The sequence below is a fragment of the Bacillus sp. 16GRE42 genome (assembly GCF_019837435.1).
Classification (GTDB): domain Bacteria; phylum Bacillota; class Bacilli; order Bacillales; family Bacillaceae_G; genus Bacillus_A; species Bacillus_A wiedmannii.
The window spans coordinates 326,084-347,200 of sequence record NZ_JADAXF010000001.1 but is presented as its reverse complement, the minus strand read 5'-3'; the positions used below and the strand labels follow the sequence as shown (position 1 = coordinate 347,200).

Sequence of the window (21,117 nt, the reverse complement as noted above, 5' to 3'; positions counted from 1 at the left end):
TATCTCGACTGAAAAATTAGAACGGACAGGAGGGAATCATCAAATGAACAGCATTTTTGACGAAGAGTTACAAAAAATGAAAGATACGTTATGTACGATGGAGGATCAATTAGAACAACTTGAAAAAATTCCAGTTTATTATGGAGAAGATTTTAAAGAGCAAATTCTTGAAAGTATGAGGGAGTCTAATAGACAAAACTTACGTATTGGTGTGCAGGAGCCATACTTTGGAAGATTAGATTTTCAGGAGGATGGTAAGGAAGATGTTATGCCGATTTACATCGGTAAAGTAGGTGTTTCACATAAAGATACGATGAAACCAATTGTAATTGATTGGCGGGCACCTGTCGCAAGTATGTTTTATTCATTTACCGGCGGTGATGAATTAGCGTTTTATCAATCGCCAGATGGATTAGTAGAAGGTGATGTTTATTTAAAGCGAAACATCTCAATCCGAAAAAGAGAACTAGAACGTGTTGTTGATACATATGTAAAAGGAAATGAAGATGTATCTCATGCCGATGATTTTCTTCTATATCGATTAGGTGAGAATAAAGATAATAAACTAAAGGATATTGTTTCAACGATACAATCGGAGCAAAACGATATTATTCGTGCGGAAAGAAACTTACCATTATTAATTCAAGGGGTTGCAGGAAGCGGAAAAACAACGATCGCTTTACATCGCCTTGCTTTTTTAATTTATGAATATCGTGAACAATTAGAAGCTGAGAGAATGATTGTATTCGCTCCGAATAGTCTGTTTTTAGACTATATTTCGAGTGTGCTTCCTGAATTAGGTGTAGGTAATATTAGTCAAACAACATTTCCAGATTGGGCATTACGTACGTTAGATGATTCGGTGAAACTGAAGCAGACAGAAGAAAAATTGAAAGAAGCATTTTCTATTAATCGTGATGAAGAAAAGGTTATGCTCGGTAAATTGAAAGGTACACTAGAATTTAAGTCCTTTATTGAAGAGAGAATGATTCAATTTGAAAATGAATTAGTACCAACAAGTGATTTTGAGGCATGGGACAAAGCTATTATTCCGGTAGAAGACATAAAAAAATGGATGCAAGTTGAATATAAACATTATCCATTAAAGAAAAGAAGAGAAAGATTAGTCGGCAGAATGAAGCGCTGGATTGAAATTGAACTGAAAAAGTATGGAGAAACAAACGAGAAGAAATTACTAAAAAAAGAAGCGACAAAGAGATTGAACACATATATGAAGTTTTGGCCGAAAATGAGTGCACTTTCACTATATAGTTCAATATTGAAAAGTAAAGAAATACTCGAAGTATTACCTGAAGAACTTGTGAAAGAAACTGAAAAGAGTTGTCGTAAAAAAGAAGTGTATGTAGAAGATTTACCAGCTTTAATTTACATACATCACCGCATAACAGGTATTGAAATCGGACAGAAATTCCATCACGTCGTTATTGATGAAGCGCAAGATTTCTCGCCATTCCAAGTTTATGTATTAAAAGAAATTACACTAGGTAATTCTTTTACTATATTAGGTGATTTATCTCAAGCAATTTATGATTATCAAGGGATTGAAGATTGGAGTGCTTTTAAAGAAGTATTCCAAGAAACAGGTTATTATGAACTGACGAGAAGTTATCGTTCTACAAAAGAAATTATAGAATTTGCGAACGAAATAATTAAAAATGCAGAGATTCCAGTTGGGCTCGCAACACCAGTTTTTCGCAGTGGTGAAGATGTTAAGGTAATCCATGCAGAAGATCAATTTAATGAGATTATGAAGACGTTAAAACATCTACAAAACGAAGATGTGAAAACCATTGCGGTAATAGGAAGAACAGACGATGAATGCCGCGATATATATGGAAAATTAACAAAAGCAGGATTGGCCGTAAACGTCATTGAAGCAGATCAAAGTAAATATGAAGGTGGTATTTCAGTAGTACCTGTATACTTGGCAAAAGGGCTAGAATTTGATGCTGTTCTATTAATCGATGTTGATGAAGAACATTATAAAAATACGAAACATGATGCAAAGTTACTATATGTCGGATGTACAAGGTCACTTCATGATTTATGGATTTTCCATAGCGGAGAAATATCGCCTTTAATTAATGGATTAAAATAAATATTACATACAAGAGGATTTTCTAGTAACAAAAAGAAGAACCTCTTGTTTTTCTATATAAAGACATGGAGAGAGGATAACTATGATAACAAAAGTAATAACAAAAAGAAATTGGGAAATCGCAAAGGTAGATGGAGAAGTTAATGAAGCTTCACTTAAAGAAGAGGGATTTATTCATTGTTCATTTTACAGCAAGCTTTAAAAGTTGTTGAAAAATATTTTAGTCATGAAGAAGATGTTTTATTACTGACAATCGATCCATCCTTAATAAAAGCAGAAATAAAATATGAACTTGCTTCTAACGGTCAAGAATATCCGCATGTATATGGAGTAATTAATATTGAGGCAATTGTAGGTGTTACCCCATTTACTAAAGAAAAAGGAGAGTTTATATTACAAGAGGTACAAAATTAAGGTTGTAATAGCCGTTTAAATTAACAAGAAAAGCACAAATTATATAGTTTGTGCTTTTTTATTATCTATTTTTTGTAAATACGCATTGTTTTTATCACACTAATACTGTACGATACATAGTATAAAACATATACTGTATGACATATAGTAATGGAAATGAGGTGAGTGAATGGATGCTTTATTAAATTCGTTAATTACTGAACTAAGAAGAGGGACATTAACATTAGCGGTTTTAAGCCAGTTAAGAACACCGCAGTATGGGTATTCACTTGTCCAATTATTGGAGCAATCAGGGATCACAATCGATCAAAGTACTTTATATCCACTACTTCGCCGATTAGAAAAGCAAGAGCTAGTGACGAGTAGTTGGGATAAAACGGAGAGTAGGCCTCGTAAGTATTACGTTTTAAGTGAATACGGATTAGAGATATTTTTGCAGTTAAAAAAGGAATGGATAAAGGATTCGAAAGAACTTTATAACTTATTAAAGGAGGAGGACAAGAATGAATTTGATTGATATTTATGTCGAAGAAGTAGCGAAGAGATTACCTGAAAAAAATCGTGAAGATATTATTCTTGAACTACGGTCAACTATCGAGGATATGTTACCTGATGAGTATAATGAGGAAGATGTAAAGAGTGTCCTTGAAAAATTGGGAAGCCCAGTTTCATTGGCTAATGGCTATCTGGATAGACCGATGCATTTAATTGGACCACGTTATTTTGATGTATATACGACATTGTTAAAAATGATCATACCAATAGCAGCTGTAATCGCACTTATTGCAATGGTTGCAGAAAATTTTGTAGGATATAATGGTGAGCAAGCGGTATTAAATGTTATTTTAAATTTGATAGGTAAAGGAATTGGGGAAATTGTCGAAGTAGGCCTCCATGTATTTTTCTGGTTGACACTTGTATTTGCAATTTTAGAAAGAACAGATAAAGACAAAGGTACTCAACCGTTGACGACAAGTTTAAAAAAATGGACGCCTGATGATTTGAAAAATACTTCGTATGTTCCAAAGAAAAAGTCGATCTCAAAGTTCGAAGTGTTTGGAGGTCTAATGTGGACGGCAATATGGGCGACACTTTACTTTTATGCGAATCATCTCGTTGGCGTATACCACGGTACGGAAAATGGATTGAAGTTTATTGCGCCGACGTTTAATCAAGATGTATTAATTCAGTATTGGCCAATCGTTGCTATTATGATTGTATTTGAAATAGGTATATCTCTTTATAAGTTAGTACAGGGACAATGGACGCGAAGATTAGCAATCGGGAATGCTATACTTCAAATAGCTGGAACAATAGTATTCATTGTAATTGTAGTAAATCCGCATTTATTTAACGAAGGATTTATTACGTATGTGGCAAATGTGTTTACTACTTCTCCAGAGGAATTTAAAAAGTGGTTAATTGGTGGAGGTATTATCATTTATATTTTATCTGCGGTATTAAATATATTTGATGGTTTCCGAAAAGCTCGTATTCGTATGTAGTAGTGAAAGGAAAGAAGATATACTTTATGAAAGGAAGAAAGCAATGATAAGGGAAGCAAGGAAACAAGATGTAACATACATGTTAGATATTTATAATGATGCTATATTGAATACAACAGCCGTCTATACGTATAAACCTGTAACCCTTGAAAATAGAATAGATTGGTATGAACAAAAAAAGGCTAACGGCTATCCGATTTTAGTATGTGAATTAGATAATAAAATAGTAGGATTTGCGACATTTGGCCCGTTTAGAGCTTGGCCTGCCTATAAATATTCAATTGAGCATTCTGTGTACGTTCATAAGGAATATAGAAAAAATGGGATAGGAACTTCTTTAATGAAAGCATTGATTACAGTTGCAAAAGAAAGGGAATATATGACCTTAATTGCTGGAATTGATGCAGAAAATGAGAAAAGCATTGCCTTACATGAAAACTATGGATTTGTTCATGCGGGGACAATTAAGAAGGCTGGTTATAAGTTTAACAGGTGGTTAGATTTAGCTTTTTATCAATTGGAGCTTAATGGTCCTAAAAAGCCTACGGAAGAGTAAATGTTTGCGTTATGCGAATTATGTATTTTAGAAAGATAGTATGGGGAAATTTCATGCTATCTTTTTTATTGTATGGATAAATAACATGTAATCAAAAAGGTTTTTTATATTCTATATCGAATTGTGAGAAGATGATAAAACAATATAAAAAGAGGTATGGATATGCATTTACAAAAAGTATAGCAAAGGCATACTAGGGGTGAGTGATTGAAAAGAAACTTAAAAACTTCAACAATCATCATATTAATTTTAACGATTATCGCTATGGAAGTTGGAATCGCGATTTACGATCATAATCTGTCATTAGATACAATTTACTTTGCAGCAATCCTCATTTGTATTGTATTGCTTTTTGGCACACGTGTTTCTGAAGAGAAAGAAAGTACATCGAAACAGAGACGAAGAAAAACAGCACTTATATTTTGGCCATCTATTTTATTATCTATCGCTTGTTTTGCCGTTATAAGTTATATAAGAATAGGCTATGTCTCTGTGCCAGGGATAATTGGTTTTTCATGTTTTGTTACTTATGGTGGATTCGTGTTTATTAGTATTTTAAAAAGGAAAAGGAAAAATTAATGGTAGCTAACTAAATTGAAAGGAAGAAATATATGAAACACTTAGAGAATGGGACTCGCGCTGAAGGAGAATACATAAAAAATAAAGTAATTCAATATAACATGTCTATTTTAACAGATGAAGCAAAACAGCCGATGGAACAAGTAAGTTTCGTAGTGAAAGATGAGGGTGGAAAAATCTTTGGCGGGGTAACAGGAACGATGTATTTTTATCACCTTCATATAGATTTTTTGTGGGTTGATGAATCAGTTCGTCATGATGGTTATGGTAGTCAACTGTTACATAAAATTGAAGACATTGCGAAGGAAAAACGTTGTAGATTAATATTATTAGATTCATTTAGTTTTCAAGCACCAGAATTTTATAAAAAGCACGGATACCGAGAATATGGTGTAGTTGAAGATCATCCTAAAGGACATAGTCAACACTTTTTAGAGAAGCGGTTATAGTAATAGTATTCGTGTTCTAGAAGGAAAGTGGATTTTAAAAGCATCACCAAACAAGGTGATGCTATTTTTAATTTATAGCAACTACTCAAGCTGATGTAATTATGGGGACAAATAGTACGATTCGTATAGCTATGATTTTCTTTTTTACTGTAAATGAGTTACTGTCTTTGTAAAAGACACTTGTCGTATTTACTATATGTACTAATAAATACTATTGAATTTTTAGGAGAGGAAGAGCAATAAGACGAGCTCTGAATATAATAATGATAAAGGAGGTGTTAAGCAATGGGTTATATTGTAGATATTTCAAAATGGAACGGTAACATTAACTGGGATGTAGCAGCTCCACAACTAGATTTCGTAATCGCTAGGGTACAAGATGGTTCGAATTACGTAGACCCTTTATATAAAAATTACGCTCAAGCAATGAAAATAAGAAATATTCCTTTCGGTAATTATGCATTTTGCCGATTTATTTCAATTTCTGATGCGAAGAAGGAAGCGCAAGATTTTTGGAATCGCGGTGATAAGAGCGCTACAGTTTGGGCGGCTGATGTAGAAGTAAAAACAATGGATGATATGAGAGCCGGTACACAAGCTTTTATCGATGAATTACGCCGACTAGGAGCTAAGAAAGTTGGCTTATATGTTGGTCATCATGTATATGAACCATTCGGTATGGCGAACGTAAAAAGTGATTTTGTATGGATTCCTAGATATGGAGGTAATAAACCAGCATATCCTTGTGATATTTGGCAATACACCGAGACAGGTGATGTACCAGGTATTGGCAAATGTGATTTAAATCAATTAATAGGAAATAAGCCACTTTTCTGGTTTACTGAATCAGTACCAAAACAAGAAAATATACAGGCACAAGTTTCTAAACAAAATATTATCCAATCTGGAGCCTTTTCACCTTATGAAACTCCAGATGTTATGGGAGCATTAACTTCTTTAAAAATGACTGCTACCTTCATTTTACAATCGGATGGTTTAACGTATTTTGTTACTGAACCTACCAGTGATACGCAATTAAATGCTATGAAAGGCTGGCTTGATCAAAAAGGTTGGTGGTATGAAGTTAAATAGCTCCTATATGTGAAAAAAGAAGAGCCATCCAACAGGACGGCTCTTCTCAAATTATTATTGAATCTTGCTATTCAAATAATTTATCCATTAAATTCTGGATTTCACGTCTTCTTTTATCTGTTTCGTTCTTATCAATTGTATACGTATCATCCTCGATTATAAGAATATCACCTTCTTTTGCAGTAGAAGGGAGTTTTGATTTAGGTACATCAATTGTTACGTTATTTACTTCAATAACTGCTAGTTCGCCTTCAAAACGGTCAATAATACCTCTTTTCATAATTATCTCTCCGTTCTTACAGAAATTTTTGAACCATCACTATTAATAACTACAGTTCCATTTAAATCTGTTCTATATACATTAACAGACATTGCATTTAACTTTGCCAAAGTTTCCTGTGTAGGATGGCCATAGCGGTTACCTGCACCGGCACTGATCACAGCGATACTTGGTTTCACTGCATCTAAAAATGGCTGAGAAGAAGATGTCTTACTTCCATGATGACCAGGTTTTAATACATCAGATTTTAGGTTAGAACCATGTGCTAGAACCATATCTTTTTCACTTTTAGATTCAGCATCACCAGTAAATAAGAAAGATTTGCTACCGTGTGTTACTTTTAATACCGCACTCCACTCATTTAGATCGTTACCGTATTCTTTCACGGGAGCTAAAAATTGTGAGTTTAAACCGTTGATTGGTAAAGTTACTCCAGATTTCGCTTCTTTAATTGTTAATCCTTTGTTAGCTACTGCAGTTAGGAAGTCTTTGAACGTTTGTGTCGTATGACTTACTTTAGGGGCATAAACGTTTTTTACATTCATAGCATAAAGCACTTCATCTAATCCGCCTACATGATCAGCATCAGGATGAGTGGCAATCATATAATCAATAGTTTGGAATCCTAATCCTTTTAAATAATTTGCTACTACTTTACCTTTGCCGTTGTTACCAGCGTCAATAAGGATCGTTTCTCCACTTGGAGATTTAATAAAAGTAGCATCACCTTGTCCGACATCAATATAATGTACCTCTAAGTTACCTTTTGGCTTAGGAAGAGCTGGACGGAAATTTGGTTCTAATACACGAGCCAAAAATGCAGCGAATTGCTCACGAGTTACTTTTACACCTGGACCAAATGTACCATCAGGCAATCCAGTAGTAATATTATTTTGTGCTAAAATTTTGACATAATTGTAACCCCAGTGATTAGATGGAACATCAGGGAAATTGACGTCTGCACCTGTAGGCTTCAAATTAAAAGTTTTAACTAAAACTACTGCCATTTCTGCACGAGTTAATGAGCGGTCAGGGAAATAGTTTGTTTCACGTTGTACAATGTTATTATGTGCTAACTTATGTACAGAATCATAGTAATAGATACCTTTGGCTACATCGGAAAAAATATGATTATAGCTAGATGGTTTTTCTAATTTTAATGATAAATCTAGCATTAAGGCCATTTGTCCACGAGTTACATCATCACTCGGTTTAAAAGTTCCTTCTGGCGTACCTTTAATGATACCTTTATCCGATAAATAGTTAATTTCTTTAATTGCCCAATGATTAGATTGGACATCAGAGAAAGATTTAGCACTTGTAAAATTAGGGATGAATAATGATAAGATTATGACAAATACTGTTAATAATAAACTAAACTTTTTCAAAAGATCGCCTCACTTTATGTATTTTTTACCTAATTAACTTTACCATTTTTTTCAATAAATTCAAGTTTTAATAGGTAAATATTATAATAGAAATACTTTTGGTGTTATATTCATTGATTTTCTCTTATTTTGTATATTTGGTATAATTAATATGAAAGGATGAGAGTAACGATTGCAATTGTAAAATCGATATAATAAATTTATTTTATGAAGGTTTTTTGTAACAGGTTGGATTCTATAGTTTTATATGGAAAGAAGTAAAGTAAGACAAATTATATATAATGAGCAATTTGATGGGAGAAGGAAAATGTACACATATAAATTGCAAAATGAACAACCAATTTGCGTAGAAAAAATAAAAAAACTTTATGACTCTGTCGGTTGGTGGCCAGAAAGAAAAGCAATCGATATTCAAAAAATGTTAAAGCATAGTATAGCAATTGGGGTATGGGAAGAAAATGAATTAATTGGATTTGCTAGAGTTGTTTCTGATGGCGTTTTTCGAGCGTACATAGAAGATGTTGTCGTACATGAGAATGTAAGAAATAAAGGTATTGGAGAGAAGATGCTTACAATATTACTTCAAGAAATATCTCATGTTCATATTGTTAGTCTATTTTGTGGAGAGAAATTAATAAAGTTTTATGGTGAACAGAAATTTCAAGCGACAAAGCAAATTGTGATGCATCGTAATCAAATAGTGAAAGAATAAGAGGTGCCAATGAGAATGAATACAACAAGAACATATTGTTTATCAAAAAGAAAAGCAACAGAAGATTCTCCTGATGGTTGGAATGCAACATGTATGAGGCTTAATAATAAAATATTTGCGATAGTAAACCATGAAGAAGGAGAAAAAGCTGCGATTACTTTAAAATGTGATCCAGAACTTGCATTAAGATTAAGAGAAGAGTATCCAGAAGCAATCATTCCGGGGTATCATATGAATAAAAAGCATTGGAATACAGTGTATATACATAAAGATGTAGAGCAAGAGCAAATTAATAAGATGATTGATTGGTCATATGATTTAGTTCTACAATCATTTTCAAAGAAAAAGCAGCAAGAGTTATTAAATTAATATGTATAAGGGGTGGCAGTATTGAAAGACACGATTAAAGGTACATATGATAAATTAGCGAGTACATATAAAGAAAACCTAGATGTGGCAAATCCATATAATAGCTATTATGAAAGACCAGCGATGATGGAGATGATTCCAAAGAATTTAGAAGGGAAGAGTATACTAGATGCTGGATGTGCAGCTGGATGGTATACTTCTCAATTTTTAGAAAGAGGAGCAAATGTTACTGCAATTGACGTAAGTTCTGAAATGGTAAAAGCTGCAAAGGAAAGTACGGGTAATAAAGCAACGTTTCTTTGTCATGATTTGCAAGAAGTATTACCATTTGAAGATAATACTTTTGATGTTATTGTAAGTTCGTTAACGCTTCATTACTTAGAAAATTGGAATAAAGTATTTCAGGAGTTTCATCGCGTATTGAAGCCAGATGGCGAATTTATATACTCCATTCATCATCCTTTTATGGACTTTACAAAGTTTCCTTGTGAAAATTATTTCGAAAAACAATTATTAGTAGATACTTGGGTTAAACCAAATATTACAATAGAAGTTAGTTTTTTTAGAAGATCACTCCAAGATATAATTAATGAAACAACAAATTATTTTGTGTTAGATAAAATAGAGGAACCGAGGCCAGTTGAAAAAATGAGAGAAGTAAACGAAAAATCATATCATTATCTAAATACAAATCCACATTTTCTTATTATGAAAGCGATTAAAAAATAGCTAGTAAAATAATTATATTTTACTAGCTATTTACAGTTTTAAATTACATATTAGGAGATTTTGAGATGAATAAGAAACGAAGTAGATTATTATATGCGCTATTTACTATCGTTATAATTATTTTAGGTCTTAGCTCAAGAAAGTTAGCTTTTGCGTTACCTCATCTATTAAACGAGTACTTAGGTGATGCTTTATGGGCATGTATGATTTTTACTGGATGCGGATTTTTATTTCCTAAAATAAACACGATGAAATTGGCTTTTATAAGTTTGCTGTTTTGTTATGGGATTGAAGTGAGCCAATTGTATCATGCCGGATGGATAGATAGCATTCGTGCAACGACTTTAGGCGGACTCGTATTAGGTTACGGATTTTTGTGGAGTGATTTAGTTGCTTATACAATTGGTGTTGGGATTGGAATGTTTTGTGAGTTTATGTTACGGAAGAAATAATAGATGTAAGAAGGGGTATTTATGAAAAAAATAATATTAATAGGTTCTGGTGGTTCAGGAAAATCTACATTAGCAAGACAATTAGGAAACAAACTAAATATTAAGGTGCATCATCTTGATGCACTATTTTGGAAACCAAATTGGGAGGGGGTTTCCAAAGAGGAGCAAAGAACGGTTCAAAATGAATTAGTTAAAGAAGATGAGTGGATTATTGATGGGAATTATGGCGGGACAATGGACATAAGAATTAACGCAGCTGATACAATCATCTTTCTTGATATTCATAGAACAATATGTGTTTATCGTGCTTTTAAAAGGGTTGTACAATATCGGAATAAAACAAGACCGGATATGGGTGCTGGATGTGAAGAAAGGTTTGATTTGCAATTTTTTAAATGGATATGGGAATATCCTAAAACGAAACGACCTTCAATTTTAAAGAGGTTAAATCAATTGAGTAAAGATAAAGATGTTATTATTTTAAAATCTTCAAATGAAGTAAGACTATTTTTAGAGAAGTACGATCACTTAAATTGTTAGATTATAAAAAGAAGTCAAATGGGGGAATAGCATTGAATAGATTCATTGGCTCCGTTGATTCTAATATGGTGAAAATTCCAGCAGGAAAAGTAGAATTAAGAGATGATCGAATAAAAAAACAATGGCAAGTACAAATAAAACCATTTCTTCTTGCAAAATATGTTGTAACGATGGAATTATATGATGCGATTGCGAATAACAAACCAAGTTTATTGAAAGATAAAAATAAACCAGTTGTAAATATTTCATGGAATGATGCCATTATATTTTGTAATTTACTTTCCAAAAAAGCGGGATTAAAAGAATATTATTCTATTAGTGAAGATGGTCTAATTGTTAGTTGTAATTTAGATTCAAATGGCTACCGATTACCTTTTGAAGCAGAGTGGCAATATGCGTGTAAGGCAGGAACTACGGGATACATATATGGAGAACTGAAAGAGATTGCTTGGTACAATGAAAATTCAAGTGGATATATTCATGAGGTCGGAAAAAAAGAACCGAATGCATGGGGACTTTACGATATGTTAGGAAACGTTTGGGAATGGTGCTATGATTTATATGATGAACAAGTGTACGGATCATACCGAATTTTCCGCGGCGGTAGCTGGGCTGAAGCAGCTAGAGGTTGCGGTGCGACTTGTCGTCGCCGTAGTCATCCTACATTTCATATAGATGACCTTGGGTTTAGGCTTGCTAGGTCCATTTAGAAGAATAAGACAAAATACCTATAATACTAATGGCAACATAGACAAGATTTAAATTAAGGAGTGTTTAAAGTGGCACGTGTTTTATTCATTAATACTGGATCAGAAGGACATATAAATCCAACGTTGCAAGTTGTAGAAGAATTAGTTTCACGCGGGGAAGAGGTAGTTTGTTTTTCAATTGAATCTTTTAGAGATCGTATTGAGAGAACGGGTGCTACTGTACGAACAATTGACGAGCAAAAGTTTTTAAAAGCTTTTCTTTCTGGTGGTCGAAATTATTTATCAGAGAGAATAAATGGTCTTTTACATACGGCAGATGTTATTATACCAAATGTTCTTGAACAAATTGAAGGGGAACATTTTGATTACATCATTCATGATTCGATGTTTGGCTGTGGCCATATAATTGCTCAAATTCTAAAGCTTCCAGCAATAAATTCCTGCACATCGTTTGCACAGGATGAAAAATCATTTGAACAAATGTTAGACCACTTGTCTAAAAATATCCCAGTGGAAGTTCATAATAGGATACATAATGATTTTGAAAGATTAACAAAGGGAATCACGGAAAAATACGGTGTTGAAATAAACTCACCGTATGAAGTTTTTTGTAATCCAGCGCCACTTACTATTGTGTATACAATAAAGGAGTTCCAACCTTTTGGAGACATGTTTGATGAAACATTTACATTTGTAGGTCCATCTATCTCTACACAAGTAAAAAATGAAGAGTTTGATTTTACTACAATTGAAGGGAAAAGCCCGATTTACATTTCACTAGGTACTGTTTTTAATGAAGCACTTGATTTTTATAAACTTTGTTTTAAAGCGTTCGAGAATAGTAATCATATAATTGTGATGTCTATTGGTAATAAAACGAGAATAAGTGATTTAGGTGAAATTCCTAAAAACTTCATTGTAAAAAACTATGTACCACAAACGAAACTACTTACATATACAATGTTATTTATTACACATGGCGGAATGAACAGTACACATGAAGGATTATATAACGGGATTCCGCTTATTGTAATTCCGCAAAGTGCAGATCAGCCAGTTATCGCGAAGCAAGTGGAGAATCTCGGAGCTGGGGTTAAGTTGCACATGAAAGAATTGACTGAGGAACAACTACGTGAAAGTGTAGAACTTGTATTAAATAATCCTTCATATAAAGAATCTGCTTTGAATTTGAAGGAGTCTTTCCGGAAGTCTGGTGGATATAAGCAAGCTGTTGATGAAATTACTACATTTGCTGGTCAGTAATAAATAGAAAATTAAACATGAGAAGAGTGTCTATATGAAAGGATATAGGCACTCTTCTGTTATATGGAGCGAAGAATCGATTGTTTTGAAAGGTTGAATATCCTGCATTATAAATTTAGGTGATAGTTTTACGTGTTACTAATGATTTCACAGTTTCTGCACAACTTTTGCACATGTTTTGGTAATTTCTATGTCATGATATATTCATTAAGTGAAATATTTCACAAGAAACGAAATATATTCTCGCTATGGTGTATGAATTACTAACACATACATCGATACAAGATTGTCTCTTGTTATTCTTTTACATCAAAGCCCACATTACACTACGAAGTATAACAAGAAGGGGACAGAAACATGAATAATCGATTTTTAAAACAACTACAAAACATGAAAATGAACAAAAAAAGTCTAGGAGCTGTTGCATTAACAGCCGGAATTATTGGCACGACACTTATTCCTCAAAACGCATACGCGCACGGTTTTGTTGAAAAGCCTGGCAGTCGATCTGCTTTATGTAGTCCAACTTATGGTGCACTAAATGTAAACTGCGGAAGTGTTATGTATGAACCGCAAAGCTTAGAAGCACCAAAAGGATTCCCGCAAGGTGGCCCACTTGATGGACAAATCGCTTCTGCAGGTGGTAAATTTGGTGGTATTTTAGATCAACAAACAGCAAATCGTTGGTTTAAAAATACAATCACTGGTGGAGAAAATACATTTACTTGGAAGTATACAGCGCCTCACTTAACGAGCAAATGGCATTACTATATTACAAAAAAAGGATGGAATCCAAATAAAGCGCTCACAAGAGCAGATTTTGAACCAATTGGAACTGTACAACATGATGGTTCTGCAGCCTCAAATCATTTAACTCACAAAATCAATGTACCTACTGATCGTAGTGGATATCATGTGATTTTAGCAGTATGGGATGTAGCTGATACAGCAAATGCATTCTATAATGTAATCGATGTTAATCTTATCAATGACGTAAAACTAGATACAGAAGCTCCAAGTATTCCAAATGGAATTCAGGCACAAAAAGTAACAGCGAATAGTATAGAACTAGCATGGAACGCTTCTACGGATAATGTAGGGGTAAAAGGGTATCAAATCTTCCGTAACGGAGAGATGATTGATACAGTACCAGGAACTCATTTTATTGATAAAAAATTACAACCAAGTACAGAATACTCTTATACTGTAAAAGCAATTGACGTAGCTGGAAATGTCTCGAAAGAAAGTGCAGCGCTTACAGTAAAAACAACAGTTGAGGCTCCTGATACAGAAGCACCAACACAGCCAAAAGGATTACATAGTATGGGAACGACAGCATCAAGTGTTGATTTAATGTGGAGTCCATCTGACGATAATATTAGTGTAGACCATTACGATATTTATAGAGAAATAGAAGGATCAATGAAAAAGATTGCAACATCTAATACGACTTCTTATATGGATAAAAATTTACTCTCTAATACTACTTATAAATATGTAGTGAAAGCTGTTGATGTAGCTGGAAATGAATCTGTACAGAGTGATATATTCACAATTACTACAAAAACTGAAAGCGCTTCATATGAAGGTTGGGATGCAAAGAAAGCATATGAAAAGGGAGATAGAGTTCTACACGAAGGAAAAGTATATGAAGCAGTCCAGAGCTATCAAGGAAATGGGGATCCAAACTGGATTTATGCCTTATCATTATGGAAAACAGTGTAAGCTTTACCTAGGTATGAACTAAGAGATGATGGGCTTTGACGTAAAAGGAAATCTTGAGAATTCACTTTTCTGTTTATAAAAAAGACGACGTTGAATACGTCGTCTTTTTTTCTAAATTTTACTTTCCTTCATTAAATGATGATAAGTCCCGTAATTAAACTAAAGTGTTATTTTTATAAAATAACGGGGAAGGAGAGATTTAAAGAAAAATCATAGTGTATGATTCTAAAATGTTTTTGAAAATGTATGGAGCGAAATAAAAAGAACCCTGTATAAAACGGTTTCTTTTGCTGCGTTAATCTATTAATTACAATCTTGATAATATTCATCACACGAATCCTTATTATCGTTACAGCAAATACAAAATGTTTTTTGCGCAAATAAACTAACTATACTAGTAGGACCCTCCTGTTTGGTAAAAGTAAGACTTTGAAAATCTTCAACTTGAAATATTTTTGTTTGAACAGGTTGTAATGTTGCAGTAATTGGGCGGCTAGATTTTCTTGTTAGAATAGTTACTTGAACGGGTGCACTCATCCCGACAACGAATAACTGAATTAATGTTTTATTATGATTGTTTGTGAAATCCTCAAATACAGTTTGTGGCGCGGTGGTTTCAAGGAAAACAGATAAAGGTATATTTCCATTTGCATTTTCTGCAGAACCAGTTATCGTATGAGTTTCAATAAAACAGTTATTTTTTTGATCGTTCGAATGCGATTGATTTTTATAATATTTTTTACCATCTTTATAAAAATAATTAGCCATAAATATTTTGCTCTCCTTTCTTTGTAATATCAATATATATTATTAATTAAAAGGAAAGAGTGCTTGTACAAAAGAATAATATCCGCTTTTGTAAAAAAAGAAATATATTTGAGGATGTTGTAGTTTCTAACTAAAAATAAGCACACATTAAAGTGTGCTCTAGATAAGAAAGGTAAGAATCTTATGAATGGAGAATCTCCATTCAATAACATATGCTTGTCTAATTTTAAGGTGAAAACTTTTTAACAAAAAAGTTATTCGGAAAATTTTCCTGTGATAATACAATTATATTTTTTGATTTTAGATGTTTGGAATTATGAATATCGAGTTGGATTTTTAAAAAAATCTGAAATTTAATTTCATTGCAAATAATGAAGTGGTTAGCCAACTTTAACTAATCGATACAGGGGTAGTAATCTAGATACATAGATATTATATTGAGTTATGTATTGTATTCGAGGGGGAATACAGAATGTGTACGTATTGGGAAACGTATTTAAAGAATTCTTCGAGAAGCAAGAACGAAATAAAAGAGCGATTAGCAAAAGCTAACTGCTCCAAACAAGGATGTCACACTTGATGTATTTATAGTATTAACGAAATATCGAGTTTTATTCAAATGGAGAGAAGTAGGCTATTAACATGGAGATGCATAAATTCATATCCTGTAAGTAGTAAATTAATGACGGGATAGATTGAAAATGGATGATCCGATTAAGGAGATAGTTGGTGCTTGGTTTGTTGCAGTAGGGACAATTATTGCTGCGGTTGGTAGTACACTTTTTAAAAAATTGAACGACGAATTAAGAAGAGATTTAAACATATGGGGGAATGTATTACAGGCAACAGGGAACGGTCTGGAAGCTGATGGACAAGGGGAAATATCTCTTGAAAAAATCGGTAATGAAATCCAATCAATTGGTAATGTAACGGTTTTAACAGGACTCATTATAGAATTTGAAGATAATACACAAAAAAAAGTAGTGATTGCAGGGAATTGGATACAAGCATTAGGTGGTATTACAGCAATAGGTGGAGAATTAGAGGATAGTTCCGATATAGATGAATCGTATAACATTGCCGGGAATGTGTTACAAGCGACCGGAAATTCATTACAGGCAATAGGTGGAATTGATGAATTGAAAGCTAGTCGGGATAAAGTGGAGGGGATTTCGGAAGGCAATGAGGAGGATGGACAGATTATAGTAATTACGGGGAGCTGGATTCAAGCAGTTGGTTCTGTAGTTTCATTAATCGGTCAAATAAGAGAAGAAAGACAAGAGATAGTAGATAACAATTCATAGTGAGTTTAATAAAATAATCTTTTTAAAGTGAAAGCAAACAGAATATAGTGCGAATAGAAAACTAGAGAACGCCAATTCATTAAGGTTCTTTTAAGACTATGTATGCTAGGTTCTTTGCTTTCAAGTGAATAAGATACAGAAAGGTGACTATATGAATAAACAATATAGCCATCTTTCTATTATGATAACACTTTCATCATAAGTATATGTGGAATACCATCTTCCATAAATATATCAGAAGAAGTTTCGTAGCCTAATTTCCTATAAAATCCTTCAGCTTGTGTTTGCCCGTGTAATTTCACTTTTGTAGCTTGTTCATTACGAGCAATTTCTTCTAACATTTGAATGATGACTTTACCTAATCCGTATTTACGATAGTCTTTTAAAATACAAATACGTTCTAATTTTCCTGCGCCCTCAACAAATCGTATACGACCTGTACCTACAGGAAGCTCGTTATAATAAACTAAAATATGTTTACATTCCTCACCGATTTCATCGAATGTATCGAATTCATCTTCAAGAGGTACATTTTGTTCCTTTACAAATACTTCTTTTCGAATATGAAAGGCAGTTTTTAAATCTGTAAGTTCTGTTATGAGTTTGGAGTGCAAATTGTTCAGCCCTTTCTAGTGTGATGTGCTTTTGTTTTCATAGTATATCATAATGATACGAAATAAAGAGAAAATATAAAAAGCTGACTGTAAGAGTCAGCTTTCATTATAATTCCTTTATCCCATTTTTTGTTCCAATAATCGCCTTACTAGTCATATTAACAAACAACCCTGTTTCAACTACACCTGTAATCATTTTTAATTGAGTGTGTAAATTGGCAGGATTAGTTATGTTATGAGGGAATATACAATCAATAATCATGTTATTGTTATCGGTAAAAAACGTTTCATTATTTTTTAAACGTAACGTTGTTTGACAACCTAAAGATTGAATTTTCCTTTCGGTTTGTTTCCATGAAAAAGGTATAATTTCAACAGGTAATGGGAAAGTACCTAAATGTGTTACAAGTTTCGATTCATCAGCAATAATAATTAGTTCTTTGGAGGAAGTGGCAACAATTTTCTCGCGAAGTAATGCGCCACCACCACCTTTTATAAGCTGTAAATTAGCATCAATTTCATCCGCTCCATCAATTGTAAGATCAAGACTTTGTACGTCGTTTAACGAAATTAGAGAGATATTTAGTTGTTTAGCTAATAATTCCGTTTCTTTTGACGTTGGTACAGCTTGAAATGATAATCCTTCTTTTACACGCTCACCTAATTTTTGTATCGTCCAATATACAGTAGAACCTGTACCAAGTCCAACTTTCATCCCATCTTTTACAAAGTTAGCAGCATATTCACCAGCGAGCTGTTTGAAATTTAGCATATCATTCTGCTGGACGTGGGCCTGCATCAAGACCTGAATTTTCTACTGTAAGTATAGGACGAACGACTATATCTTTATGTACGTGCATTTGGCATGATAAACGTAAGTGATCTTCAATTCCTTTTTCTGTAATCGCATTTTTTTCATTAGAACTGGCTTCACAAAACTCACCTGCTATAATTTCTACTCTACAAGTTGTACAGCGGGCTTTCCCGCCGCAGCGATGGAGAATGTGTACACCGTTATCTTCGATCGCTAATACTAACTTTGTGCCTTCTTTCACATCGAAAGTTCCCGCACCTTCAATTGTTAATTTTGGCAAATTTATTCCTCCTCAAGTAAAATTGTACATAACATATTTATGACCGCGAATTATTGAACATAAACATAATTTTTTTATATGCCCCGTAACTTTTTTATTTGTTGAATCGTTAATTAAGTAAGCGCTGAAAAGGAGTGGTTATTTTGTGCACAAAAGTAACTCATATTTTAAAGAATCATATCGATATAAATCATTCAAATATAAACTTTTTAATTGAGCAATACGGAGAGTTGAAAAGGTATTGTACATTTTTAACGAAAAATAAATGGGACGGCGAAGATCTTGCCCAAGAAACGGTTTGTAAAGTTCTTCAAAAATATAGTAAGAAAGATATTTGTATGACGCTTGTATATAAAATAGCTAGAAATCGCTGGATAGACCAGATGAAATCAAAATCAGTTCATGAAAAAATAAAGAAACAAATTATTTTTGATGCCCCACAAGAGAACATTGCAGATTTGCATGAAATGGTAGGGAAAGTATTATCGTCATTAAATGTACAGCAATCCGCAATTTTACTATTAAAAGATGTGTTTCAATATAGTATAGCTGATATTGCTAAAGTATGTTCCGTATCAGAAGGTGCAGTGAAAGCTTCTTTATTTCGGAGTAGAAATAGGCTGAAAACTGTAAGTGAAGAAGGGATTGAGATAGTCGAATTCACAGATGATATTGAAGTTGTAGTAACGTCTATTCGGGAAGAAAGGCCGGAATTGTTAACTAAGCTTCTTCCGACAATAGATTTTACTAAGTTACCATCTAAACAGCCAGTCTTATTATTTAATGCGAAAAAACCTTCTTCTTACAGTTGTATGCTTTTAGCGGCATAACAATTATTGGAGGGATTTAAAATGAATGCAATTCCATATGTGGTAGAACAAACGAAATTAGGAGAACGTTCCTATGATATATATTCAAGGTTATTAAAAGACCGCATTATTATTATCGGTTCAGAAATTAATGATCAAGTAGCGAGTAGTGTCGTAGCTCAATTATTATTTTTAGAAGCGGAAGATGCAGAGAAAGATATTTATTTATACATCAACAGCCCAGGTGGTTCAACGACAGCAGGTTTTGCCATATTAGATACGATGAATCTAATCAAACCAGATGTGCAAACACTTTGTATGGGATTTGCAGCATCATTTGGTGCATTGTTATTATTATCAGGTGCAAAAGGAAAACGATTTGCACTCCCTAACAGTGAAATTATGATTCATCAGCCACTTGGTGGTGCGCAAGGACAGGCAACAGAAATTGAAATAACAGCGAAAAGAATACTAAAGTTAAAGCGTGATATTAATAAAATGATTGCAGAAAAAACGGGGCAATCGATTGAAAGAGTAGCACATGATACAGAAAGAGATTATTTTATGACTGCTGAAGAGGCAAAGGAGTATGGGATTGTAGATGATGTTGTTACAAAAAAATAAGATAAAAACAGGCTAGAGGATATGCTAATCCTCTAGCCTGTTTTATTAATCTTTTACCCATTCATCAACTAGTGCTTGATTTTTTTTAATCCATTTTCGTGCAGCTTCTTCGGGATCTTTCGTTTTATTTAACGTGACCATTAATGTGCCAAGCTGCTCATCATTCATTTTCCATTTGTCAAAGTATTTCACGATATCCGGATGATCTTTTTCGAAACCTTTACGAACAGAGTAATAAATGTCATCTTTTTCACCATATACTTTCTTAGGGTCTTTTAAATATTTTAAGTCAAATTCTGAAAAGCCCCAATGCGGATTCCAAAGCGTAACAGCGATTGGTTTCTTTTTCTTATATGCTTTCTTTAGTTCACTCATCATCGCAGCTTCAGAAGATTGGACAAGCTTTAGTTTTATATCATATTCCTTCATTGCTTTATTTGTTAAATTCATAAGACTACTACCGGGTTCGATACCGACAATTTTGTTATCTAGCTCATTTTTATGAGCATTTAAATCTTCGATACTGTTTATGTTTTTCACATAAGAAGGGACGACTAAGCCTAGCCCAGTACCCTCATACCATTTGGATTTTAAGACAATATCATCTTTATAACGAGCATTTAGCGGTTTATCCGTAACGGGTAGCCATACTTCTAAATTCGCATCCACATCACCACGAGCAACGCCAGTCCAAATCGCAGCTTTTTCTAAATACATGAGTTCAACTTTATAGCCTTTTTGTTCTAATAGAACTTTCCACATGTTTGCAGTTGCAATGTTTTCTTTCCAACTTGTTACACCAAGTTTAATTTTTCCTTTCGAATTTGCATTTGTTGCATTACATGAAGAGAAAATCATAGTAATAAATAATGCAAGGCATATAAGCCATATTTTCTTTTTCATCGAAACCCTCCTAAGAAACGTTTGCCTTTTTAAATAAATGTATAAGTAAGCATTCTTATTATGAACGGAAACGCGAATTTTAAAGAAATCTTATGAATGTCATTTTTATGTAATATTTC

25 protein-coding genes and 1 pseudogene are annotated in these 21,117 nt (G+C 33.4%); 19 read left to right on the top strand and 7 right to left on the bottom strand.

The genetic code is table 11. The features are described 5' to 3' along the window. Window positions 1-43 precede the first annotated feature (43 nt). The 8 genes and pseudogenes from ILS93_RS01860 to ILS93_RS01825 all read left to right on the top strand — a co-directional run bounded on the left by ILS93_RS01860 (window position 44) and on the right by ILS93_RS01825 (window position 6,714). The gene (locus ILS93_RS01860) at window positions 44-2,119 is read left to right on the top strand and encodes a HelD family protein (protein ID WP_222659801.1); all 2,076 of its coding nucleotides are present in this window, start codon (window positions 44-46) and stop codon (window positions 2,117-2,119) included. Window positions 2,120-2,201: 82 nt separating this feature from the next. Next, window positions 2,202-2,533 (top strand): annotated as a pseudogene (locus ILS93_RS01855) (DUF952 domain-containing protein). 169 nt (window positions 2,534-2,702) lie between these two features. Next, complete coding sequence (locus tag ILS93_RS01850) at window positions 2,703-3,050, top strand: PadR family transcriptional regulator (protein WP_061679735.1); 348 nt, start codon at window positions 2,703-2,705, stop codon at window positions 3,048-3,050. Next, window positions 3,037-4,038 carry an HAAS signaling domain-containing protein gene (locus tag ILS93_RS01845; RefSeq protein WP_222659799.1) on the top strand — a complete coding sequence of 334 codons (1,002 nt, stop codon included), beginning with the start codon at window positions 3,037-3,039 and terminating at the stop codon, window positions 4,036-4,038. Before ILS93_RS01850 ends, ILS93_RS01845 begins: the two co-directional genes overlap by 14 nt. A gap of 43 nt (window positions 4,039-4,081) precedes the next feature. Beyond that, window positions 4,082-4,594, top strand: coding sequence for a GNAT family N-acetyltransferase (locus ILS93_RS01840; protein WP_033662712.1), 513 nt, complete (start codon window positions 4,082-4,084; stop codon window positions 4,592-4,594). Window positions 4,595-4,801: 207 nt separating this feature from the next. Next, entirely contained in the window at window positions 4,802-5,173 is a 372-nt protein-coding gene (locus ILS93_RS01835) for a hypothetical protein (protein WP_064475502.1), read from the top strand. A gap of 32 nt (window positions 5,174-5,205) precedes the next feature. Continuing rightward, window positions 5,206-5,622 carry a GNAT family N-acetyltransferase gene (locus ILS93_RS01830; RefSeq protein WP_064475501.1) on the top strand — a complete coding sequence of 139 codons (417 nt, stop codon included), beginning with the start codon at window positions 5,206-5,208 and terminating at the stop codon, window positions 5,620-5,622. A 285-nt stretch (window positions 5,623-5,907) separates the two neighbouring features. Beyond that, entirely contained in the window at window positions 5,908-6,714 is an 807-nt protein-coding gene (locus ILS93_RS01825; RefSeq protein ID WP_098103153.1) for a GH25 family lysozyme, read from the top strand. Window positions 6,715-6,781: 67 nt separating this feature from the next. On the opposite strand, the gene ILS93_RS01820 is transcribed toward ILS93_RS01825, so the two are convergent. Beyond that, window positions 6,782-6,994 carry a DUF3006 domain-containing protein gene (locus tag ILS93_RS01820; protein ID WP_064475499.1) on the bottom strand — a complete coding sequence of 71 codons (213 nt, stop codon included), beginning with the start codon at window positions 6,992-6,994 and terminating at the stop codon, window positions 6,782-6,784. 2 nt (window positions 6,995-6,996) lie between these two features. Further along, window positions 6,997-8,382: an S-layer homology domain-containing protein gene (locus ILS93_RS01815; protein ID WP_064475498.1), complete on the bottom strand. Its 1,386-nt coding sequence runs from the start codon at window positions 8,380-8,382 to the stop codon at window positions 6,997-6,999. A gap of 307 nt (window positions 8,383-8,689) precedes the next feature. Between ILS93_RS01815 and ILS93_RS01810 the strand changes: the two genes are divergently transcribed. The 8 genes from ILS93_RS01810 (at window position 8,690) to ILS93_RS01775 (ending at window position 14,882) form a co-directional block, all read left to right on the top strand. Then, a complete protein-coding gene (locus ILS93_RS01810; RefSeq protein ID WP_064475497.1) occupies window positions 8,690-9,094 on the top strand; it encodes a GNAT family N-acetyltransferase in 405 nt (134 codons plus the stop codon). 15 nt (window positions 9,095-9,109) lie between these two features. Then, window positions 9,110-9,463 carry an MmcQ/YjbR family DNA-binding protein gene (locus ILS93_RS01805; protein WP_064475972.1) on the top strand — a complete coding sequence of 118 codons (354 nt, stop codon included), beginning with the start codon at window positions 9,110-9,112 and terminating at the stop codon, window positions 9,461-9,463. A 21-nt stretch (window positions 9,464-9,484) separates the two neighbouring features. Further along, the gene (locus tag ILS93_RS01800) at window positions 9,485-10,192 is read left to right on the top strand and encodes a class I SAM-dependent methyltransferase (protein ID WP_064475496.1); all 708 of its coding nucleotides are present in this window, start codon (window positions 9,485-9,487) and stop codon (window positions 10,190-10,192) included. A gap of 65 nt (window positions 10,193-10,257) precedes the next feature. Next, complete coding sequence (locus ILS93_RS01795) at window positions 10,258-10,644, top strand: ribosomal maturation YjgA family protein (protein ID WP_222659796.1); 387 nt, start codon at window positions 10,258-10,260, stop codon at window positions 10,642-10,644. Window positions 10,645-10,665: 21 nt separating this feature from the next. Then, a complete protein-coding gene (locus tag ILS93_RS01790; RefSeq protein WP_103655053.1) occupies window positions 10,666-11,184 on the top strand; it encodes a DNA topology modulation protein in 519 nt (172 codons plus the stop codon). Window positions 11,185-11,216: 32 nt separating this feature from the next. After that, the gene (locus ILS93_RS01785; RefSeq protein WP_098112176.1) at window positions 11,217-11,894 is read left to right on the top strand and encodes a formylglycine-generating enzyme family protein; all 678 of its coding nucleotides are present in this window, start codon (window positions 11,217-11,219) and stop codon (window positions 11,892-11,894) included. A 69-nt stretch (window positions 11,895-11,963) separates the two neighbouring features. Beyond that, window positions 11,964-13,157 carry a macrolide family glycosyltransferase gene (locus ILS93_RS01780; RefSeq protein WP_222659794.1) on the top strand — a complete coding sequence of 398 codons (1,194 nt, stop codon included), beginning with the start codon at window positions 11,964-11,966 and terminating at the stop codon, window positions 13,155-13,157. 357 nt (window positions 13,158-13,514) lie between these two features. Beyond that, window positions 13,515-14,882, top strand: coding sequence for a lytic polysaccharide monooxygenase (locus ILS93_RS01775; protein WP_222659792.1), 1,368 nt, complete (start codon window positions 13,515-13,517; stop codon window positions 14,880-14,882). Window positions 14,883-15,185: 303 nt separating this feature from the next. Here the strand turns inward: ILS93_RS01775 and ILS93_RS01770 are convergent, their stop codons facing one another. Continuing rightward, entirely contained in the window at window positions 15,186-15,650 is a 465-nt protein-coding gene (locus tag ILS93_RS01770; protein ID WP_154132146.1) for an exosporium protein D, read from the bottom strand. A gap of 701 nt (window positions 15,651-16,351) precedes the next feature. On the opposite strand from ILS93_RS01770, the gene ILS93_RS01765 reads away from it, so the two are divergent. Continuing rightward, on the top strand, window positions 16,352-16,954 hold the full coding sequence (locus ILS93_RS01765; RefSeq protein WP_222659791.1) for a DUF6944 family repetitive protein: 603 nt from the start codon (window positions 16,352-16,354) through the stop codon (window positions 16,952-16,954). A 179-nt stretch (window positions 16,955-17,133) separates the two neighbouring features. On the opposite strand, the gene ILS93_RS01760 is transcribed toward ILS93_RS01765, so the two are convergent. From ILS93_RS01760 to ILS93_RS01750, 3 genes are all read right to left on the bottom strand, one after another. Next, the gene (locus tag ILS93_RS01760) at window positions 17,134-17,568 is read right to left on the bottom strand and encodes a GNAT family N-acetyltransferase (protein ID WP_222659788.1); all 435 of its coding nucleotides are present in this window, start codon (window positions 17,566-17,568) and stop codon (window positions 17,134-17,136) included. A gap of 106 nt (window positions 17,569-17,674) precedes the next feature. Next, complete coding sequence (rpiA, locus tag ILS93_RS01755; protein ID WP_064475490.1) at window positions 17,675-18,340, bottom strand: ribose 5-phosphate isomerase A; 666 nt, start codon at window positions 18,338-18,340, stop codon at window positions 17,675-17,677. A 1-nt stretch (window position 18,341) separates the two neighbouring features. Beyond that, window positions 18,342-18,662: a 2Fe-2S iron-sulfur cluster-binding protein gene (locus tag ILS93_RS01750; RefSeq protein ID WP_001125375.1), complete on the bottom strand. Its 321-nt coding sequence runs from the start codon at window positions 18,660-18,662 to the stop codon at window positions 18,342-18,344. A 143-nt stretch (window positions 18,663-18,805) separates the two neighbouring features. Between ILS93_RS01750 and ILS93_RS01745 the strand changes: the two genes are divergently transcribed. Together ILS93_RS01745 and clpP are read left to right on the top strand one after the other, a co-directional pair. Next, window positions 18,806-19,492 carry an RNA polymerase subunit sigma-70 gene (locus tag ILS93_RS01745; protein ID WP_064475489.1) on the top strand — a complete coding sequence of 229 codons (687 nt, stop codon included), beginning with the start codon at window positions 18,806-18,808 and terminating at the stop codon, window positions 19,490-19,492. Between the two features lie 21 nt (window positions 19,493-19,513). Beyond that, on the top strand, window positions 19,514-20,095 hold the full coding sequence (gene clpP / locus ILS93_RS01740) for an ATP-dependent Clp endopeptidase proteolytic subunit ClpP (RefSeq protein ID WP_000991621.1): 582 nt from the start codon (window positions 19,514-19,516) through the stop codon (window positions 20,093-20,095). Between the two features lie 45 nt (window positions 20,096-20,140). On the opposite strand, the gene ILS93_RS01735 is transcribed toward clpP, so the two are convergent. Next, on the bottom strand, window positions 20,141-20,998 hold the full coding sequence (locus ILS93_RS01735; RefSeq protein WP_222659786.1) for a glycine betaine ABC transporter substrate-binding protein: 858 nt from the start codon (window positions 20,996-20,998) through the stop codon (window positions 20,141-20,143). Window positions 20,999-21,117 lie beyond the last annotated feature (119 nt).

What these genes read in the sequence shown, in the direction of transcription:
- ILS93_RS01860 (WP_222659801.1), top strand. Translation starts at nt 44, where the DNA reads ATGAACAGCATTTTTGACGAAGAGTTACAAAAAATGAAAGATACGTTA.
- ILS93_RS01810 (WP_064475497.1), top strand. Translation starts at nt 8,690, where the DNA reads ATGTACACATATAAATTGCAAAATGAACAACCAATTTGCGTAGAAAAA.
- ILS93_RS01735 (WP_222659786.1), bottom strand. Translation starts at nt 20,998, where the DNA reads ATGAAAAAGAAAATATGGCTTATATGCCTTGCATTATTTATTACTATG.
- ILS93_RS01820 (WP_064475499.1), bottom strand. Translation starts at nt 6,994, where the DNA reads ATGAAAAGAGGTATTATTGACCGTTTTGAAGGCGAACTAGCAGTTATT.
- ILS93_RS01805 (WP_064475972.1), top strand. Translation starts at nt 9,110, where the DNA reads ATGAATACAACAAGAACATATTGTTTATCAAAAAGAAAAGCAACAGAA.
- ILS93_RS01770 (WP_154132146.1), bottom strand. Translation starts at nt 15,650, where the DNA reads ATGGCTAATTATTTTTATAAAGATGGTAAAAAATATTATAAAAATCAA.
- clpP (WP_000991621.1), top strand. Translation starts at nt 19,514, where the DNA reads ATGAATGCAATTCCATATGTGGTAGAACAAACGAAATTAGGAGAACGT.
- ILS93_RS01840 (WP_033662712.1), top strand. Translation starts at nt 4,082, where the DNA reads ATGATAAGGGAAGCAAGGAAACAAGATGTAACATACATGTTAGATATT.
- ILS93_RS01790 (WP_103655053.1), top strand. Translation starts at nt 10,666, where the DNA reads ATGAAAAAAATAATATTAATAGGTTCTGGTGGTTCAGGAAAATCTACA.
- rpiA (WP_064475490.1), bottom strand. Translation starts at nt 18,340, where the DNA reads ATGCTAAATTTCAAACAGCTCGCTGGTGAATATGCTGCTAACTTTGTA.
- ILS93_RS01795 (WP_222659796.1), top strand. Translation starts at nt 10,258, where the DNA reads ATGAATAAGAAACGAAGTAGATTATTATATGCGCTATTTACTATCGTT.
- ILS93_RS01830 (WP_064475501.1), top strand. Translation starts at nt 5,206, where the DNA reads ATGAAACACTTAGAGAATGGGACTCGCGCTGAAGGAGAATACATAAAA.
- ILS93_RS01825 (WP_098103153.1), top strand. Translation starts at nt 5,908, where the DNA reads ATGGGTTATATTGTAGATATTTCAAAATGGAACGGTAACATTAACTGG.
- ILS93_RS01845 (WP_222659799.1), top strand. Translation starts at nt 3,037, where the DNA reads ATGAATTTGATTGATATTTATGTCGAAGAAGTAGCGAAGAGATTACCT.
- ILS93_RS01850 (WP_061679735.1), top strand. Translation starts at nt 2,703, where the DNA reads ATGGATGCTTTATTAAATTCGTTAATTACTGAACTAAGAAGAGGGACA.
- ILS93_RS01765 (WP_222659791.1), top strand. Translation starts at nt 16,352, where the DNA reads ATGGATGATCCGATTAAGGAGATAGTTGGTGCTTGGTTTGTTGCAGTA.
- ILS93_RS01775 (WP_222659792.1), top strand. Translation starts at nt 13,515, where the DNA reads ATGAATAATCGATTTTTAAAACAACTACAAAACATGAAAATGAACAAA.